This is a genomic window from Hymenobacter convexus (assembly GCF_030580955.1).
In the GTDB taxonomy this organism is placed as follows: domain Bacteria; phylum Bacteroidota; class Bacteroidia; order Cytophagales; family Hymenobacteraceae; genus Hymenobacter.
In genome coordinates, this window is record NZ_JAUQON010000009.1 from 21,661 (window position 1) to 40,793 (window position 19,133).

The window sequence follows — 19,133 nt, forward strand, 5'->3', positions numbered from 1 at the left end:
AGTTACCCAGAAACGGGCGGCTTTGGAAGTGGGCGGGGATGGGTTTGGCTTATCGAAATATTAACGGAACGTCATGCTGAGCGCAGCCGAAGCATCTCTACCACGTAAGTAATTCACTGCTTGCAACGAAGCGGTAGAGATGCTTCGGCTGCGCTCAGCATGACTGTTCTTTTTATTCCGACGCTCCAATTCTGCCCACCCATCAAACACACAAACCGCCGGAAACCTTCCCTCCTGCCCTGCCGTTTCAACTTCACCGCGTACCTTCGCGGCCCGCCTGGCCCTAACCGGCCGTTCGGGACTCGTTCTTTACCATTTGGGGATGACCGGAATTGACAGCTTGCGCAAATTGCGGGTAAGCGTGCCAGGAGTTGATGGAAGCTCTCCTGTCAAAAAATCTATCAAAAAACAACTGGCGACTATTCGTACGCCATGGCTGCCTAGTTCAGAATTAGGTAATTGCCATCGTTCCGCCCGGGTAAGTTTCTACACCTGGGAGTTCGGAGCGTCGTAAGTAGAAAATAGCCTTTGGGGAGCTGTGACCTGGAGGCGAAACCCAACTGCAGCTAGGGGCGGTGCAAAGGCCTGATGTGCGCCTGTACCGCCATGAAAATCCAAGCATAGATACGCACGTAGAAAGCACGTTGATTTCCTTGTCTGGACCAGGGTTCGAATCCCTGCATCTCCACTTTAAACCCCGTTTGCATTGCGCAGACGGGGTTTTTCGGTTTTCATGGGACGGTATATGGGACACGCCGTCACGTCCTGCTCGATACTGTACGACTCGCGATGGCATTTTCCTTATAATATCCTGGTTTCAGTCAACGACAGGTACACGGCGGTTGCGCCAACCAACAAAAAATACGACCTGGTACGCTAAACCTGTGCGCCGTGGCAGTAGCCTTGAGGAACAAGATTTTGAAGGGGAACCTGCATCACGCAGTTGATGCCAAGCTCAACCATCGGTTTCAGGTAAAATTTTGCCCAGAAGTCGCAGTTGCCAACTTCTGGAAATTGTGCTTGTGAGTGGCACAAAAGGCACCAGCCATGTTTAAGTAAGCCGTCAGGCCAGCTTGGAAGAATAAGGGCCAGGCAAAAGGGGGCTAGCCAATCGGTCTGTGCAACAAGTTGTTTCCGCAAGCCTGGCAGCTAAGTACGTATTGCTTTCGCTGGCGCCCTCTCGCTTCACAGACTGTTTGAAAAGTATACTGATTCGTTTGATTCCTTTTTTGGGGACGAACAGGACTGCCGGACCTTTGTAGGGCAAATCGGAGGCAGTTAGTTAAGACAATCGTGCAAGCAGATTTGCCTGGGTCTGGCGAGGATGAACGGTAACCTCGGGGACTGCAATCAGGTAGGCCTATTCGATGGCTAGCTGCCCATTAAAGACTTTTAGTCATCTCTCATTAAGTAAAAAACTATGCAGACTGTTGAATTGAACAACGGGGTGAAGATGCCCATTCTGGGTTTTGGCGTGTTCCAGGTGCCTGACCCGGCCGAGTGCGAAAACAGCGTCGTCGAAGCTATCAAGGTGGGCTACCGGCTGATTGACACGGCTGCTTCTTATATGAACGAGGAAGCCGTGGGCAAAGCCCTTAAGCGCAGCGGCGTGCCGCGGGAGGAACTGTTCATCACCACCAAGCTGTGGGTGCAGGACGCCAGCTACGAAGGTGCCAGGCAGGCGTTTGAAACGTCCCTGCAAAAGCTCGGGCTCGATTATCTCGACCTCTACCTCATTCACCAGCCCTACGGCGACGTGCACGGCGCGTGGCGGGCCATGGAAGAGCTCTACAAAGCCGGCCGCATCAAGGCTATCGGCGTGAGCAATTTCGCGCCCGACCGCCTCATCGACCTGATTGTGCACAACGAAGTGGTGCCGGCGGTGAACCAGGTGGAAACCCACCCCTTCCACCAGCAGGTGGAGGAGCAGCAGTTCATGGCCGAAAATAAGGTACAGATTGAGGCCTGGGGACCCTTTGCCGAGGGCAAAAATGACCTATTCCACAACGAGTTGCTGACCCGTATTGGGGCAAAATATCAGAAGACGGTGGCGCAGGTGGTGCTGCGCTGGCTCACCCAGCGCGGCGTGGTGGCCATCCCGAAGTCGGTGAAGCCCGAGCGCATGGCCGAGAACTTCAACAGCCTCGACTTTGAGCTGAGCGCCGAGGACATGCAGGCCATCGCGACGCTCGACACCAAGGCCAGTCTCTTTTTCGACCACCGCGACCCCAAGATGGTGAAGTGGATTAGCGAGCGAAAAATCCACGAATAGCCTGGTGTTTGACGGCCCTCGACGCGGCAGTATTTATTCGTAAACGCTGCCGCGTTCCACACCTGGTTCTAGCCCGGCCGATGGCACTGTTTTCCTTTCTCCCTTCCTCGAGCCAAAGACCTGTCGGCCAGCATCTGCGTACTATTCCCATGAATCCTCAAGTAGCTCCTGCCGTACCGGCCCAAGCGGTCAACTCCCACCAGGCCATCACGGCCCAGGAATTGAAGCTGAAGGGTTTCAAGGCCTACGAGGTGGACACGGCAGTGAATCCCAGCCTCTCATACCGCCGCCGCGATTTCTACAAGGTGGCGCTGGTGACCAGCCACTGCACCGTGCACTACGCCGACCGCAGCATCGAGCTCAACGGCACGTGCCTGATGTTTGCCAACCCGCACATTCCGTACTCCATCGAACTGCACGAACCCTTTCTGAAGGGCTATTCGTGTCTGTTCACCGAAGGGTACATGCGCGAGAACGACCGGTCAGAAAGCCTGCAACAGTCGCCGTTGTTTAAGGTCGGCGGCACGCCCATTTTCCACCTGAGCGAGGAACAAACGGCGTATGCGCGGGGCATCTTCCAGAAAATTCTGGCCGAGCAAAGCACGGAATACCTGTACAAAGGCGACTTGATTCGCACCTACCTGCAACTGCTCATTCACGAGGCGCTGCGCATGCAGCCCACGGAAAGCTTCGTGCAGCACAAAAACGCCTCTTCCCGGATTACCAGCCTGTTTCAGGAGTTGCTGGAGCGGCAGTTCCCGGTAGAAAGCCCCAACCAGGCAATGGCGCTGAAAACCGCGCAGGATTTTGCCAACCAGCTGGGCATGCACGTCAACCACCTGAACCGGGCCGTGAAGGAAGTGACCGGCAAGCCCACCTCCGTGCACATTGCCGAGCGAGTCATTGGCGAGGCCAAGGCCCTGCTGCACCACACCTCGTGGAGTACGGCCGAAATTGCCTACAGCCTGGGCTTCGAGTACCCCACGTATTTCAACATCTTCTTCAAGAAGCATACCGGTACTACCCCGCTCACCTTTCGGCGAGATACCTGAGACCTTTTTAGGTGAGTAATGCCAAGTAGTTGAGGGTTTATTCCGCTCCTTAATTTGGTGCCAATGCCGCGCGCTATTTCGCGCTTGCCACCCCATCGCAACCACTTGGTAATAAGGCCAACGAGTATACTAATCAAACAGATTAGTTATCGTTTCAAACAATCAGGGGCTGAAGCAGAGAGACGGGCAACTTCCCTCTTTCTGCTCAGTATATTCATGGAACGCTCACTTTTTGGCTGGCTTACCAGCCGGATTGATGCTGCATAAGCAGCCAAGTGTACTTGTGCCCTGGGCTGCTTGCATTAGATGCCAGGTGTGCCCTCCACCCTGTTCCCGGCCAGCCTCGGTCCTGGTGCTTTTTGGTCGTCTTTCTTCCCGTTATCTCCTTCACTATGTCGTCTGACCTGTTCCCTCCCGCCGATACACCGCCGCCCGCCGACGACTCGCGTCGCACGTTTATGAAGCAGGCCGGCGGCATTTTCGGCTTTGCGCTGGCGGCCCCGCTGGCCGGCCAAGCCGAGCGCCTGACGGCTTATTCCAAGACTGTGACCGGTGCCACCACGCTCACACTGCGCATCAACGGCCAGCCCCGCACCGTGCAGGCCGAGCCGCGCGTGACGCTGCTCGACGCGCTGCGCGAGCGGCTGGACTTGACCGGCACCAAAAAGGGCTGCGACCACGGCCAGTGCGGGGCCTGCACGGTGCTGGTTGATGGCAAGCGCGTCAACAGCTGCCTCACGCTGGCCATCACCGCCCAGGGCAAGGAGATTACGACCATCGAAGGCCTGGCCAAAGGCGACGAGCTGCACCCGATGCAGGCGGCGTTTTTGAAGCACGACGGCTTCCAGTGCGGCTACTGCACGCCGGGCCAGATTTTGAGCGGGGTGGCCTGCGTGCAGGAAGGCCACGCCAAAACCGACGACCAGTGCCGCGAATGGATGAGCGGCAACCTCTGCCGCTGCGGGGCCTACGCCAACATTCTGGCCGCCGTGCGCGAAGTGGCCGACAAAGCTTAAGCGTTTCATCCCCCTATTCCCGAGTCTACGAAGATGAACGATTTCAGCTACACCCAGGCCACCTCAGCCAAGGAGGCTACTAGTCTCCTGAAAGACCAGCCCAGCGCGGCCTACCTGGCGGGTGGCACCACGCTGCTGGATTTGATGAAGGCCAATCTGGCGGAGCCGCCGCAGCTGGCCGACATCAACCTGCTGCCCTTCAAAGGCATCGAGCAAACCAGCGACGGCTTGCGCATTGGGGCGATGGAGCGCATGAGCGACGTGGGCGAAAATGCCCTGGTGGTGCAGCAGTACCCGGCCGTGTCGCAGGCGTTGCTGCTGGCGGCCTCGCCGCAGCTGCGCAACATGGCCAGTATCGGGGGCAACATTTTGCAGCGCACGCGCTGCGGCTACTTCCGCGACGCGGCGTTTCCGTGCAACAAGCGCGTGCCGGGCTCGGGCTGCCCCGCGCTGGAAGGCGACCACCACAACCTGGCCATTCTGGGGGTGAGCGAGAGATGCATTGCCAACGCCTATCCCGGCGACTTGTCGGTGGCCCTGGCGGCTTTTGATGCGGTGCTGACCCTGGAAAACCAGAAGGGCAAGCAGCGCCGCGTGCCGGTTACCGAATTCTACTTATTGCCGGGCAAAACGCCCCAGAAAGAAACCGTGCTGGAGCCGGGCGAGATGATTGTAGCCGCCACGATTCCGTCCGCCGCCCATGCCCGACGCTCGGCCTACCTAAAGGTGCGCGAGCGGAGCAGCTACGCCTACGCGCTGGCGTCGGCTGCCGTAGGGCTGGATGTGCAGGGTGGTACTATTCGCGCGGCCCGCGTGGCGCTGGGCGGCGTGGGCGCGCAGCCCTGGCGCAGCCGCGAGGCGGAGAAAGTGCTGACCGGCGCGCCCGCCACCGAGGCCACGTTTCGGGCCGCGGCGACGGCGGCCTTGCAGGGCGCGCAGCCCCGGGAGCACAACCGCTACAAGGTGGAGCTGGCGCAGAACACGCTGGTGCGGGCGTTGCAGCAAGTGGCCGCCACCTAATTCACAGACCCGATAGCATTCCCCCACAGGCCGTTACGCAGTATGGAAACCGAACCGCAATTCTTTGAAACCAACGCCGCCCCCACGGTGGTCGGGCAGCCGATGAACCGCGTGGATGGGTGGGCGAAGGTAACTGGCCACGCCAAGTACTCGGCCGAATACAACCAGCTGCCCGGCCTGGTGCACGCCGTGCTGGTTACCAGCCCCGTCGCCAAAGGCCGCGTGCAGCGCATCGAAAGCAGCGCCGCGCAAAAGCAGCCGGGGGTGCTGGCCATTTTCACGCACGAAAACCTGCCCAAGCTGGCCAAAACGCCCGACGCCCCGGCCGATAAAGCGGCCCTAAATTCCCCGATGGGCTTTATGCCCATGACCTCGGACCAGGTGCATTACGCCGGGCAGACCGTGGCCGTGGTGGTGGCCGACACGCTGGAACGGGCGCAGTACGCGGCCTCGCTGGTGAAGGTGATTATTGCGCCCGAAGCCCCCGTTTCCTCCTACCAGGACCCGAAGGCGCAGCTGTACGTGCCGAAATCGGTGAAGGGCATGCCCGGCGTGACCAAGCGCGGCGACGCCCAGGCGGCGGTGCAAAAGGCGCCGATGCAGCTCGCGGCTACCTACACCCACGCCACCATCCACCACAACTACATGGAGCCGGGCGCGACCACGGCCCACTGGGAAGCCGCTGACCGGCTGACCATTTACGAGACCACGCAGGGCGTTTCGGAAACGCAGAAGACGGTGAGCCTGATGCTGGGCCTGGCCACCGAGCAGGTGCGGGTTATCACCAAATACCTGGGGGGTGGCTTCGGCTCCAAGGCCTGGGTGTGGCCGCATACTGTGTACGCCGCCCTGATTGCCAAGGCCGTGGGCCGGCCGGTGAAGCTGGTGCTCACCCGCCCGCAGAACTTCACCAGCATGGGCCACCGCGAAGAACAGCAGCAAACCCTGCGCCTCGGGGCGACCAAAGAAGGCAAGCTGCTGGGCATCGTGTACGACAAAACGGCGACGACCTCGCCCTGGGACGACTACGCCGAAACCAACAGCCGCATCATCGGCATGCTCTACCACCTGCCGGCCTACGAGGCCACTTACCGGCTGGCCAAGTCCAACGTGATGACCTCCACGGCGACGCGGGCCCCCGGCGACATGCCCGGCTCCTTCGCCATCGAGTGCAGCATGGACGATTTGGCCGCCCAGCTGGGCCTCGACCCCATCCAGCTGCGCCTGTTGAATTACGCCGACATCGATTCGAGCACCGGCCACCCCTGGAGCAGCAAAAGCCTGAAGGAGTGCTACGCCCGCGGGGCCGAACTCATCGGCTGGAACAAGCGCAACCCCAAAGCCGGCGCCACCCGCGAGGGCAAGCTGCTGGTGGGCATGGGCATGGCCACGGGCTCGTACCCCGTGCACAATTCGCAGGGCAACGCCCGCGTGCGCCTCTACGCCGACGGCCGCGCCGTGGTACAGGCCGGCGCCACCGACCTGGGCACCGGCACCTACACCATCATCACGCAGGTAGCCGCCGACTCGCTGGGCATCCCGCCCGAAAACGTGCGCTTCGAGCTGGGCGACACGGTGCTGCCGAGCACGCAGTGGTCGGGCGGCTCGACGGCCGCCGGCCGGGTGTCCTCGTCCGTGTATCTGGCCGTGCAGGAAGTGTGGCAGAAGCTGATAAAGCTGGCCGTGATGGATAAAAAGTCGCCGCTATACGGAGCTAAGTCTGCTGACGTAGCAGCAGAAAAAGGCCGGCTGCAATTGAAAGCCAACCCCGGCAAGGGTGAAGCATTCGGCGAGGTGATGAAGCGCGCTAGCCTGGGCGATATTGAGGGCAGCGCCCTGGGCCGCTACGGCAGCAACTACGAGGCCCCGCAAACCACGGCCAACGCCGACCCCAACAAAAAGGAAAATGCCGCTGAGCACTCCATGCACGCCTTTGGGGCGCACTTCTGTGAGGTACACGTCGACCCCGAGCTGGGCACCATCCGCATCAGCAAGTGGGTGAGCGTTATCGGAGCCGGCCGCATTCTCAACCCCAAAACGGCCCGCTCGCAGGTTATCGGAGGCAGCACGATGGGCATCGGCGCCGCCCTGATGGAGCAGACCGTGCGCGACCCGCACCTGGCCCGCTACACCAACGCCAGCCTGGCCGATTACCACGTTCCGGTGAATGCCGACATTCCCGAAATGACCGTCGAGTTCATCGACGAGCACGACCCCTACGTGAATGCCATGGGCGTGAAAGGCATCGGCGAGATTTCCATCGTGGGCGTGACGGCCGCCGTGGCCAACGCCGTGTTCCACGCCACCGGCCGCCGCCTGCGCGACTTACCCATGACGCCCAACAAAGTGCTGGCGGCCCTGCGGGAACCGGCGTGAGCCTTGAACGGCGCAGGGCTGGACATAAGCATACCAGAAATACTGTTTACTATTTATCAACCAATATGGAAAAGCGAAAACTGGGCCCGAGCGGCCTGGAAGTATCGGCCCTGGGCTTAGGCTGCATGGGCCTGACCTTTGGCTTTGGCTCGGTAACGCCCACCGACGAGGCCGTTCACCTCATCCGCACGGCCTTCGACCGGGGCGTGACGTTCTTTGACACGGCCGAGGCCTACGGGGAGCTGAACGAAACCCTGGTGGGCCAGGCCCTGGCCCCGGTGCGTGACCAGGTAGTCATTGCCACCAAGTTCGGCTTCAAAAACGGCGCTCCCGCGGAGGGCATGGATAGCCGGCCCGAACGTATTCGGGCGGTTATTGAGCAGTCGCTGAAGCGCATGAAAACCGATTACATCGACCTGTTTTACCAGCACCGCGTCGACCCCAACGTGCCGATAGAGGACGTGGCCGGCGCCGTGAAAGACCTCATTCAGGAAGGCAAGGTGAAGTACTTCGGCCTGTCGGAAGCCGGTGCAGAAACCATTCGCCGGGCCCACGCCGTGCAGCCGGTATCGGCCTTGCAGAGCGAGTACTCCTTGTGGTGGCGCGAGCCCGAGCAGAGCGTACTGCCCACGTTAGAAGAACTCGGCATCGGCTTCGTGCCCTTCAGCCCGCTGGGCAAAGGCTTTTTGACGGGCAAGATTGACCAGAACACCCAGTTCAACCCGAACGACTTCCGCAATACCGTGCCGCGCTTCTCAGAAGAGAACCGCAAAGCCAATCAGGCATTGGTTGATTTGCTCGGCACCATCGCTACTAGCAAGCAGGCCACTCCGGCGCAAATTGCGCTGGCCTGGCTGCTGGCCCAAAAGCCCTGGATTGTCCCCATTCCCGGCACCAGCAAGCTGCACCGGCTGGAAGAAAACATCGGCGGAGCCGCCGTGCAGCTCACGGCCGACGACCTGCGGCGCATCGAGGAAGCCCTCGCCCAGGTGGAAATCCAAGGTGACCGCTACAACGCAAAGTCGCAGCAAGCCATCAACCGCTAAGCGGGTCGCTTACCTGTATAAATCAACAAAACACGCCTCTCAGGCTGCTCATGGTTGAGCAAGCTGAGAGGCGTGTTTTCGTGTATTGGCAAGCGCCTGAAGGCCGCTGGCCAAGTTAGCTGTTGCCATACATATTCGATTCGCCCCCATCAATGGCGATGGTTTGGCCGTTGAGGTAGGAAGCGTCGTCGCTGAGCAGGAACGTCACGACTTTGGCGACTTCTTCGGGCAGGCCCAGGCGCTTGGTGGGGTTGCGCTGGGCGTATTCGGTTTCGGCCTGCTTGGGGTCGGCGGGGTTCACTTGCTTGAAGGCATCGGCCACCATCGGCGTCAGGATGGCCCCAGGGGCAATGGCATTGGTGGTGATGCCGTAGCGCCCGTACTCCAACGCGGAGTTTTTCGTCATGCCCGACACGGCGTGCTTGCTGGCCACGTAGGGCATCTGGTTGAGCACGCCGCGAATGCCGCCCACCGAGGCCACGTTCACGATGCGGCCGTACTGCTGCGCCTGCATCACGGGCAGCACGTAGCGCAGGCCGTAGTACACGCCCATCAGGTTGATGTCGATGACTTTTTTGAAGACCTCAATATCATAGTCCACGATGCTGGCCTGCTTGCCTTCGATGCCCGCGTTGTTATAGAGTCCGTCGATGCGCCCAAACGCTTTTACCGCCTCGTCGACGTAGTTCTTAACCGCTTCCTCTTTCGATACATCGGCTACCACCGTCACGAGCCGTACGGCCGGCGATTGGGCAGCGATTTCCTGCTGCGCCTGGGTTAAGCTCGCTTGATTGTAGTCGACCAGTACGAGGTTGGCCCCGCGGGCCGCCAGTTCCTTGGCGGTGGCTAAACCCAGGCCCATCGCGGCCCCAGTGATGATGATGTTCTTTCCCTGAAAGTTACTCATTGAAAACATGAATTAAATGCCTGCGGAGAGCAACCCATCTGGCTGCCCTGTGCCCATCAGGCCGTTGCCCGACGGCCAAGCGCACGTTTCTAAAAGCGCGTTTTTCCGTATTTGTTTGAGAGAAATAGCTCAACATTTATCGCACCAGCCTGCTTATCATCAGCAAATAATGATGAATCAACGAGTTGGTGAATACTACCATCCGGCTCCCAATTCCACGTAGCGGGCCGCGATGTGCGCCGAAATGCCGGCCTGCTCCAGTTCGTGCTGAGTCGGCTCATCGCTGAAGGCTAACCAGGGCAAATCCGGCTGGTCCCTTCGGCAGGCTATGCTTTGGGGGCGGCCTCCACCCCCGAAAACTGGAGCACCATCTGCGGCAGCCGCTCGCCTTTGACCTCAATCCTGGCGACCTCGGTGCTGAACTGCTTGAGCTCGTCGGCCGTCAACCGGACGGCATCGGCCCCGTTGTTTTCCAGCATGTGCGCCATCTGCGTGGTGCCGGGAATGGCCACAATGAACGGTTTCTGCGCCAGCATCCAAGCCAGCGAAATCTGGCCGGGGGTGGCATTTTTGCGGGTGCCCCAGGTTTTCAGCAGTTCCACGAGGGCCAGGTTCGCGGGTAGGTTCTCGGGCGAGAACCGCGACTCGCCTCCGCGAATGTCGCCCGGCGCAAACCGCGTCTGAGCATCGATGGCGCCGGTGAGAAAGCCCACGCCCAACGGACTCCAGGCCACAAACCCGATGCCGAGTTCCTGGCACAGCGGAATAACTTCGGCCTCTGGTCCGCGCCAGAGCAGGGAGTATTCGTTCTGGATGGCCGTGACCGGGTGCACGGCGTGGGCGCGCCGCACCGTTTTCAGGCCGGGCTCCGACAGGCCGTAGTGCAGCACTTTGCCCTGTTTGATGAGGTCCTGAATGGCGCCGACCACGTCTTCAATGGGTACCGCCGGGTCGACGCGGTGTTGATACAAGAGGTCAATCCGGTCGGTGCGCAGGCGCTTGAGCATGTTCTCCACCACCAGCCTGAGGTGGTTGGGGCGGCTGTTGAGGCCCGGCAGGCGCTGCCCGGTTTTTTGGTCGATGTTCCAGCCGAACTTCGTCTCAATCACGATTTTGTTGCGAAACGGACCCACGGCTTCGCCCAGGATGCGCTCTACCTCCCAAGGCCCATACGCCTCCGCCGCATCGAACAAGGTGACGCCGTGGTCGTAGGCACTCCGGATGATGCGGTGCATCTCGGCCCGGTTGGGGACCGTCGTCTGGTACGTACGGCTCATGTTTTGGACGCCCATGCCCACGCTGGAAACCTCCAGCTTGCCCAGCTTCCGACGGGTGCTCACGTTGTCTTTGGCAGGAGTTAAGGGCGCAGCGGTAGCCGCAGCCGCCATGGCCGCGCCGGTTGGCAACATGGCGCCCCCGGCCAGGAGTAAGCCGGTTTTTAGCAGGTCGCGGCGGTTCAGGCCCACCGTTGGTTTTTCGCTTGAATTGTCCATGGCTCGTGCTTGAATGTGAACTGATTGTTTACGAGACAGTCCAGCTAATTTGCACAACGTGTGCAGGACGAGCCCGGCTGCCTTCGGATTGGCTTAGTAAAGGTCCGGCCGTTTCAAGGCGCCGGAAAAAGCTAATCAAACGAGTTAGTATATTTTTCAAACAAAGGCCACTATTTCTGGCCTTTGGCTCCTGGCCAGCTCCGTCCAGGCAGATGCTATCGACGCTTTTGCGTATTTGATTATTATTAGGAAATCGTTTGATTCTTTCGCTTGAGAAAAACCCCGTCAGCGGACCTTTGCCGCGAACTTCATTCACCCCGCTGACCCTGCGGCTAAATGTTTCCTTCCAATGAGCAACCAAGAAAAACCAATGGCCCCCGCCAGTGCCCAGCCAGCGCAGGCCCAGTACTTCACCGGCACGGCCTGGGTTAAAATGCTGGCCAATGCCGGCAACGCCACTGACTGCACCGTGGGCGACGTCCTCTTCGAGCCCGGCTGCCGCAACAACTGGCACTCGCACCCGCACGGACAGCTGCTGGTGGTAACCAGCGGCACGGGCTATTACCAGGAAAAGGGCCAGCCCGCGCGCCTGCTGCGCCCCGGCGATACCGTCGTTATTGCCCCAGACGTAGTGCACTGGCACGGGGCCACGGCCACCGACTGGTTTGCCCATTTGGCCATCAACCCCAGCGCTAGCCAGGGCGCACCGGTGTGGCTGGAACCCGTAACCGATGCCGAATACCAGGCAGTGCACTAGGGCCGTTTCCGCCACACGCGTGAGCTGCTGCAACTGGGCATCGGTCGGGCCGCCTCTGCAGCCTTCTGGCCTTGCAGCATGGACTCCACGCCACCCAAGCTCATGAGGGCCGCGATGGCGGTCAGTTCGCGCTCCTGGTAGGCGAGCACGTCGCGCTCGAGGATGTCGGCGAACAAGTGCTCTTTCAGGAAGCGGGCTATTTCGGGGCTGAAGGCGGCATAACCGGTTTCAGGCTCCTTTTCGGGCTGGCCGGAAAGCTGCTCTAGCACCTGTCTGCCTTGGTAATAGAGCAGCAGTAAGGTTATCTCGCCTGACGCTGGCGGTTTCTCCAGGCAGCGCCTATTTCGCCCGCCGAACCCGGGAGTTGGAAGTAATACCGGAAGCGGCCTTTGGGTGCTGGCTGGCGCAGGCGTAGTACCTCATGCAGGACCAAGTGCAGGTAGCTGCGGAGCAGTTCCTGCTTGAAGCAGTAGGTCGACTGTTGCTCAGCCAGCATTTTCTCAAACAGAGCGGTGAGGTACGCCACTTGCTCGTCGCCGAGCGAGAAGGGGCTGAAGTTATTGCAGCCCCCCCGCGCCCACGGCTGCTGCTTCCCAGCCAGGCCGTTTGCCTGCACAAATTCTTCCGTAAACAGGCAGCCAAAGCCTAGCTGGCTGGTCGCGCCCCGAGGCAAAAACTCCCCCGCGTGCGGCTGGCCGACGAACAGGTACGTGCCATCCCGTTCGATTTCCTGGTCGGCGTGCTGCAACTGACGTGCGCCAGTAAGCAGGCAAATGGTATACAAGTCGCGGCGACCAGCCGCCACCCGCAAACCAGTAGCGGTAGTTATCTGGTAAACCTTAAACCCTTTCATAAGTACATCGGCGGTAGTCACCTGGCGGCGTAAGCAGACCGCTCGTGGTCCTCACGCAGTTGGCATCGCGGCTTGCTGGCCCAGCCCAACGCTCCGGTCAGCAGCTGCGCTCGTGGGAAGCGGATAACTGGCAGAAACCCTGCTGCCTGGAGCAGGCTACATGCAGCAGGACAAAGTTCTGCTCATCAAGTCCAGGTACATAACAGGAATCAAACCAATGAGTGTAAAATTCAAACAGGTAACCCCGCGCGCCCTGCTTCACACGTTTATCTCATGGCAAAACCGGCCTCACGCCGGCGGCCTTTCGTTTCACCGCCCACTAATGGTTTGCTGTTTTACCTTGCTCGGTGAGACTTGATTTGAGCTGCTCACCAAAACGAGCGCTGTGCCCGCCCGCGACTGTTGCCGTATATAACGCCCCCCTCGCTGCTGTGGCTGCTGGGTTAAGTCCGACCAGTACCAGCAGCTGGCCAGCCTCACCGGCCGCAGCCTGACCACGCGCAAGCGCGATTTTCAGCAGATTTTTCACACCCCGCCCAGCCGGTGGCTCTACCAGCGGCGACCGGAAGAAGCCCGCTACCTGCTCCAGGAAGAAAACAAGCGCCTTTCGGATATCTACCCCGAGGTGGGGTTCAAGGGCTTGCATCTCCGCTTTAAACCCTGTTTGCCTTGCGCAGGCGGGGTTTTTCGGTTTTAAGTACGGTGGAGTTCAGGCGGCAAAACGTGAGCTCCCCCTGCCGACGCACCGACGCCGGCAAACGGAGTGAATGTAGTGTCAACGGAAACAACATTGCCATATCATAAAAAACAGATAAAATATGGTAGTATTGCCAACGCAAAGCAATGGGTGTGTGTCAAGCGGCTGATTTATTTTCTGCACAACAGCAACTCATTGGGTGCATAAACCCCTATAAATTGCCGAGTTATGCAGGTTGACAAGCTAATCATTCCGGGCCGTTTACAGCCTTTTGCCGCCGGGGCCACCGACGAGGTACCGGCACAGACCTTCGTGATTGAAGCCAGCACCCGGGGCTTGGCGGAAAGCCACCCGGTTGACATCAGCCACGGGGAACTGGTGGAGCTGCGGTTTGAGGACGACACCGTGTGGCTGTGCAACGGCGATACCATCGGTGAGGCCTTCCCGGAAGCCGTGCCCAGCGTCCGCTCGGCCGACCCTTCGTTCTTCCTGCCCACGCAGGTAAGCGCCAGCGGCACTGAGCAGCGGGGCTTCCTCGACACGGTGGCCCTCAAGGTGGTGCGCATCTTCGCGGGCAAGGCCATGGAGCAGGTGGTGGCCAAAGGCGTGCGCGAGCTGGCAGCCGACCTGGAGGAGAAGCAGCTGGAAGGCCACCGGGGCTTGTTTCTGCTGAACGACGACTTTACGTTTGACAAATTCGGCCCGGCCGAAATGGCCGCGGCGGCCGCCACGGCGGGCCAACCGTACCTGCTGTTTCTGCATGGCACGGCGTCGTCCACGAGTGGTTCGTTTGGGGGGCTCACGGGCTCGGAGCTATGGGGCTACATCCGCCAGACGTACGGGCCCAACGGGGTACTGGCCTTTCAGCACGAAACCCTGACCAAAAGCCCGCTGGAGAATACGCTGGAGCTCATTGAGGCCCTGCCGGCCAACAGCGCCTTGCACCTCATCAGCCACTCGCGCGGGGGGCTAATTGGCGAGCTGCTGGCCCGCTTCTGCAACGGCGACGAGGCCAACCTGGGCTTCGACCACAACGAAAAGGAATACCTGGCCAAAACCGACCGGACGGCCGATTTGGAGCTCATCCGCCAGATTAGCAGCGTGGTGGTGGCCAAGCGTCTCACGGTGCGCAAGTTTGTGCGGGTGGCATGCCCGGCCGGCGGCACCATTCTGGCCTCCGACCGGCTGGAACGGTTTTTCAACATCTCCCTCAACCTGCTGGGCTACGCCACCGGGCTGGTCGCCAGCCCGGTGTACACGGCTTTCAAAAACCTCATCGGCGCGCTGCTCGCCAGCCCGGGCAACGCCGACGTGCTGCCTGGCCTGGAAGCCATGAACCCGGAGTCGCCCTTCATCAAGGTGCTGAACAGCCCGGCCACCACGGTGCGGCTGGATAGCCCGCTGGTGGTCATTTCGGGCAACTGTACCATCAAGCCCAGCCTGAAGGCGCTGGTGGTGCTGGTGAGCAAGCTGTTCTACCTCAAAAACAACGACCTGGTGGTGAACACCACCTCGATGTACCAGGGCGCGCGCCGCACCAAGGACGTGCAGTACTACTTCGATGCGTCGCCGGAAATCGACCACTTTCACTATTTCAAAAACGCGCGCACGGTCAAGTCGCTGACGCAGGTGCTGCAGGCCCCCGACGGCGCGCTGCTGCCCGGTTTTGCCACCATCAACCCCTTCGAGGGCGTGCTGAGCGACCGCAACGCCCTGCTGGGCCTCGACAGCGGCAACCTGTTCCGCAACAAGGTGAGCGGCGACAAGCCCATTGTGGTGCTGCTGCCGGGTATCATGGGCTCGACGCTGGCCACCGGCAAAAAGCCTTTGTGGATTAACTACCTGCGCTTTGTAATGGGCGACCTGGCCGACCTGGCCATCGACAGCGCCGGCATCAGCACGATTGGCGTGGTGCGCTCCTCGTACGAGCGCCTGGCCGACTACCTGGCGCCCACCTACGACGTGGTAACCTTTCCCTTCGACTGGCGCCTGAGTTTGCTGGAATCGGCCAAGCTGCTCAATGACAAGCTGACCGAATTGCTGCGCTTCAAGCAGCCCATCAAGCTGATTGCCCACTCGATGGGCGGGCTGCTGGTGCGCGATTTCATCCTGCAACACCCGGCCACCTGGCAGGAATTGAACCACTCCAGCGGCTTCCAGTTGGTGATGCTGGGCTGCCCGTTGCGCGGCTCGTTCCGCATCCCGGCGGTGCTCATGGGCCTCGACGGCATCATCAACAAGCTGGGCAAGATTGACATTCGCCACACCAAGGAAGACCTGATTCGCATTTTCGCGCAGTTCCCCGGCATTCTGAACCTGCTGCCCATTGCCGATGCAGAAGGAACGGGCAATGATTTCGCCCTGAAATCGACCTGGCAAACCATGCTGGCCGCCGTGGGCGGCCCCGCCGACATGCTGCCCACCGATGAGTTACTGGTGCAGTTTGGTGAATATCAGAAGCTGATAAAAGACGTCAATAAAGGACTCGACAAAATCGACTACCGCAACGCGGTGTACATTGCCGGGCAGGACGAAGCCACGCCCAACGGCTACCGCATCAGCGCGGCCAACGGGCGTCCGGCGCTGGAATTTACCTACACCGGCGAGGGCGACTCCAGCGTGACCTGGGCCACCGGCATACCGAAGCAGTTGCCGGCCCAGGCCGTGTACTTCGTGAAGGTGACGCACGGGGCGCTGGCCGACGCGCCCGGCATCTTTGCCGGCATCAGTGAGATTCTGGCCAAGGGCTCGACCACGGCCCTGAGCCACGCCCGGCCGGCCACGCGCGGCGTAATGCCCGTGGCGCGCCTAACCCGTGCCGAGGATTTCGACCTTTCGGCCGCCGGGGTGGCCGCCACCCTGCTGGGCCTGCCCACCGCCGAGCCCGCGAGCGTGGCCACCGCGCCGCTGCGCGTGCGCGTGGCCAACGGCGACCTGCGCTACGCCAATTTCCCGCTGCTGGCGGGCCACTTCAGCAAAGACGGCATTCACTACGCCGAGCGCGCCATCGATGCCTACCTCGACCAGGCCCTGAGCCAGCGCCGGAGCCTGGGCAGCTACCCCGGCCCGATTGGCAGCAACGAGCTGTTTTTGCCGGCCGGGGCCGACTACCGGGGCGCCATCATCGTGGGCCTGGGCGAGTTTGGCCAGCTCACGGCCTTCGGGCTGACGACGACCGTGGAGCAGGGCGCCAGCAAGTACCTGCACGGCCTGGCGTCGGGCAACCTGCCGGGGGTGCGGCCCCGGGTCATCGGCCTTTCGGCGCTCATCATCGGGAGCGGGTACGGTGGCCTGACGGTGGAAACCTCGGTGCGGGCCGTGCTGCAGGGCGTGCAAAATGCCAACGTGAAACTGCGCAAGCTGCTGGGCGAGCAGGCCCCGGCCGTGAGCACCGTCGAGTTTGTGGAGCTCTACGAGGATATGGCCGTGAGCTGCATCTACGCCGTGCAGAAGATTGAGCGGGAGGCCAGCGCCAGCCTGCCGGCCGAAACCGAGTACCAGCGCATCCAGCAGCTGTTTGGCGCCAAAAAGCGCCTGCCCATCGACCAGACCAGCAACTGGTGGAACCAGCTAAATGTGGAGTTGCCCCAGGAGGAAAAGGAAACGAAGCCCGGCGCCGTGCGCCGCCTGCAGTTCACGCTTTCCACGGGCGGCGCCCACGAAGAGCGCCGCGAATTGCGGAGCAACAAGGCCCTCATCGAGCAGTTTTTGCAGGACATTTCTCTGAAAAACGATTGGTCGGCGGAGTCGGCTAAAATTGTGTTTGAGCTGCTCATTCCCAACGACCTGAAGGAAAGCCTGCAGCGCCAGAGCAACCTGAGCTGGGTGCTGGACAAGGAGGCCGCTGCCTACCCCTGGGAGCTGCTGCAGGACACCGTGAACGACAACAAGCCGCTGTGCGTGAACGCGGGCATGATTCGGCGGCTGGCCACGCCCGACTACCGGCCCCGCATTGTGCGCGCCGTGCAGGAAACTGCCCTCGTCGTGGGCGACCCGCTGCTGGAGGGCTTCCTGCCCCAACTGGACGGCGCCGCCAAGGAAGCCTTGGCCGTGGAGAGCCTACTGAACACCAACCTGACCACCACCCGCAACGTGGGCGGCACCGCCACCAGCATCGTCCGCGACCTGTTTCGGCAGGACTACAAGGTGGTGCACCTGGCCGGGCACGGGTTGTTTCAGCCCGACCAGCCCGAAAGCTCAGGCATGGTCATCGGGAAGGACTTGTTCCTCTCCACGCAGGAAATCGACCAGATGAGCGCCGTGCCGGAACTGGTGTTTGTGAACTGCTGCTACCTGGGCCAGACCGACGGCTCGGCCGAGCGCCAGTCGCGCGACCGGTACAAGCTGGCGGCCAACATTGGTACCCAACTCATCGAAATTGGGGTGAAGGCGGTGGTGGTAGCCGGCTGGGCCGTCGACGACGCGGCGGCCCTCATTTTCGCCCAAACCTTTTATAGCCAGCTGGTGAACGGCTGCCCGTTTGGCGAGGCCGTGCTGGCCGCGCGCCGCACGGTGTATGAGCAAACCGGCAACCGCAGCAACACCTGGGGCGCCTACCAGTGCTACGGCGACCCCTTCTACAAGCTGCGCAACGTGGCGCCCGTGGGCCGGGCGCAGGAGCGCAGCTATGTCATTGCCGAAGAAGCCGAAATCGAGCTCCTGAACCTTTATAACGAGCTGGAATCGGGCCGCTACGTTGCCGAGCAGGTAATTGACGAGCTAGCAGCCATCGGGCGCGGCGTGGACAAGTGCCAGCTGCGCACGCCCACCATCACCGAGCACGAAGCCTACATCTACCAGGAGCTATACGACCTGCCAAAAGCCTTCGCTAAGCTTGAAAAGCTGCTCCAAGCCGAAAGGGCCACGTATTCGGTGGCGGCGCTGGAGAAGTCCTGTAACATCCGGGCCAAGCTCTGCGTGCAAGGGTTTGCCAAAGGTACCCTCGATGCCAAAGCGGCCCGGCAGGAGATGGACGACGTCATCGAAGAGCTGCAAGCCCTGCTTCGGCTGGGCCGCACCAACGAGCGCCTGAACCTGCTGGGCAGCACCCACAAGCGCCTGGCCATGCTGATAGCCAACGACCAGCCCGAGTTGCTGGAAACGCTCCGAACCGCCGCCGGCTACTACCAGAAAGCGACCGAGGGCTGCGAAAACCGCTATCAAATCTATGCCCTCACCAACTGGTATACCCTGGAAGCCCTCTGCGGGCTACTTGGCCAGAAGTGGGACAGCAAGAACCAAAAGGGCTTGCCGCCCCTCAAAAAGGCCCGGCAACAACTCACGGACGCCATATCGGCGGCGATGGCCGACGGCGTCCCCGCCGACATGGACTACTGGACGATGATGGAAGCCGCCAACTGCAAGCTGTGCCTGCTTTTGCTGGCGGGCACGGTCACGGCTGCTGAAACGGCGGAGCTGCTGCAGCTCTATCGCCGTACCTGGGACAAGGCCGGTTCGCTGGGCAAAAAGAAAGCCGAGGTGGAGCAGCTGGCCTTTTTGCGCCACGCATTCCGGCAGGCCACCCCAACGCCGGATAAAGCCAACCTGGGCGCATTCCTCGACAGCCTATATGCCGAATTCAGCCAGCAGATTGCCGCCCTGGAGAACGGCGCGCTGGCCAGTTAATAAGTCCAGCCGTTCAGCC

The 19,133-nt window shown here is 61.1% G+C and carries 13 protein-coding genes and 1 other RNA gene; 10 read left to right on the forward strand and 4 right to left on the reverse strand.

Annotated elements, in window-relative coordinates; translation table 11 throughout:
• The first annotated feature begins 318 nt into the window (after positions 1–318).
• The 7 genes from ssrA to Q4S41_RS18155 all read left to right on the forward strand — a co-directional run bounded on the left by ssrA (position 319) and on the right by Q4S41_RS18155 (position 8,782).
• Positions 319–691: a transfer-messenger RNA gene (ssrA, locus tag Q4S41_RS18125) on the forward strand.
• 729 nt (positions 692–1,420) lie between these two features.
• The gene (locus Q4S41_RS18130; protein WP_305032550.1) at positions 1,421–2,272 is read left to right on the forward strand and encodes an aldo/keto reductase; all 852 of its coding nucleotides are present in this window, start codon (positions 1,421–1,423) and stop codon (positions 2,270–2,272) included.
• Positions 2,273–2,421: 149 nt separating this feature from the next.
• Complete coding sequence (locus Q4S41_RS18135) at positions 2,422–3,324, forward strand: helix-turn-helix domain-containing protein (protein ID WP_305032551.1); 903 nt, start codon at positions 2,422–2,424, stop codon at positions 3,322–3,324.
• A 392-nt stretch (positions 3,325–3,716) separates the two neighbouring features.
• Positions 3,717–4,340: a (2Fe-2S)-binding protein gene (locus tag Q4S41_RS18140; RefSeq protein WP_305032552.1), complete on the forward strand. Its 624-nt coding sequence runs from the start codon at positions 3,717–3,719 to the stop codon at positions 4,338–4,340.
• Between the two features lie 33 nt (positions 4,341–4,373).
• Positions 4,374–5,360, forward strand: coding sequence for an FAD binding domain-containing protein (locus Q4S41_RS18145; protein WP_305032553.1), 987 nt, complete (start codon positions 4,374–4,376; stop codon positions 5,358–5,360).
• A gap of 42 nt (positions 5,361–5,402) precedes the next feature.
• The gene (locus Q4S41_RS18150; protein ID WP_305032554.1) at positions 5,403–7,736 is read left to right on the forward strand and encodes a xanthine dehydrogenase family protein molybdopterin-binding subunit; all 2,334 of its coding nucleotides are present in this window, start codon (positions 5,403–5,405) and stop codon (positions 7,734–7,736) included.
• Positions 7,737–7,801: 65 nt separating this feature from the next.
• Positions 7,802–8,782 (forward strand): aldo/keto reductase, encoded by a 981-nt coding sequence (locus tag Q4S41_RS18155; protein WP_305032555.1) that lies wholly within the window; start codon positions 7,802–7,804, stop codon positions 8,780–8,782.
• A 115-nt stretch (positions 8,783–8,897) separates the two neighbouring features.
• Here the strand turns inward: Q4S41_RS18155 and Q4S41_RS18160 are convergent, their stop codons facing one another.
• Complete coding sequence (locus tag Q4S41_RS18160) at positions 8,898–9,689, reverse strand: glucose 1-dehydrogenase (protein ID WP_305032556.1); 792 nt, start codon at positions 9,687–9,689, stop codon at positions 8,898–8,900.
• Between the two features lie 326 nt (positions 9,690–10,015).
• Positions 10,016–11,182 (reverse strand): aldo/keto reductase, encoded by a 1,167-nt coding sequence (locus Q4S41_RS18165; protein ID WP_305032557.1) that lies wholly within the window; start codon positions 11,180–11,182, stop codon positions 10,016–10,018.
• A 349-nt stretch (positions 11,183–11,531) separates the two neighbouring features.
• Here Q4S41_RS18165 and Q4S41_RS18170 point away from each other — a divergent pair, with 349 nt between their 5' ends.
• Positions 11,532–11,939 (forward strand): cupin domain-containing protein, encoded by a 408-nt coding sequence (locus Q4S41_RS18170; RefSeq protein WP_305032558.1) that lies wholly within the window; start codon positions 11,532–11,534, stop codon positions 11,937–11,939.
• Here the strand turns inward: Q4S41_RS18170 and Q4S41_RS18175 are convergent.
• On the reverse strand, positions 11,936–12,208 hold the full coding sequence (locus Q4S41_RS18175; protein WP_305032559.1) for a hypothetical protein: 273 nt from the start codon (positions 12,206–12,208) through the stop codon (positions 11,936–11,938). The genes Q4S41_RS18170 and Q4S41_RS18175 overlap by 4 nt on opposite strands.
• A gap of 32 nt (positions 12,209–12,240) precedes the next feature.
• Positions 12,241–12,792 carry a hypothetical protein gene (locus Q4S41_RS18180; protein ID WP_305032560.1) on the reverse strand — a complete coding sequence of 184 codons (552 nt, stop codon included), beginning with the start codon at positions 12,790–12,792 and terminating at the stop codon, positions 12,241–12,243.
• Positions 12,793–13,312: 520 nt separating this feature from the next.
• Here Q4S41_RS18180 and Q4S41_RS24610 point away from each other — a divergent pair.
• A complete protein-coding gene (locus Q4S41_RS24610) occupies positions 13,313–13,489 on the forward strand; it encodes a hypothetical protein (protein ID WP_369811333.1) in 177 nt (58 codons plus the stop codon).
• Positions 13,490–13,717: 228 nt separating this feature from the next.
• On the forward strand, positions 13,718–19,114 hold the full coding sequence (locus Q4S41_RS18190) for a CHAT domain-containing protein (RefSeq protein ID WP_305032562.1): 5,397 nt from the start codon (positions 13,718–13,720) through the stop codon (positions 19,112–19,114).
• Positions 19,115–19,133: the final 19 nt, after the last annotated feature.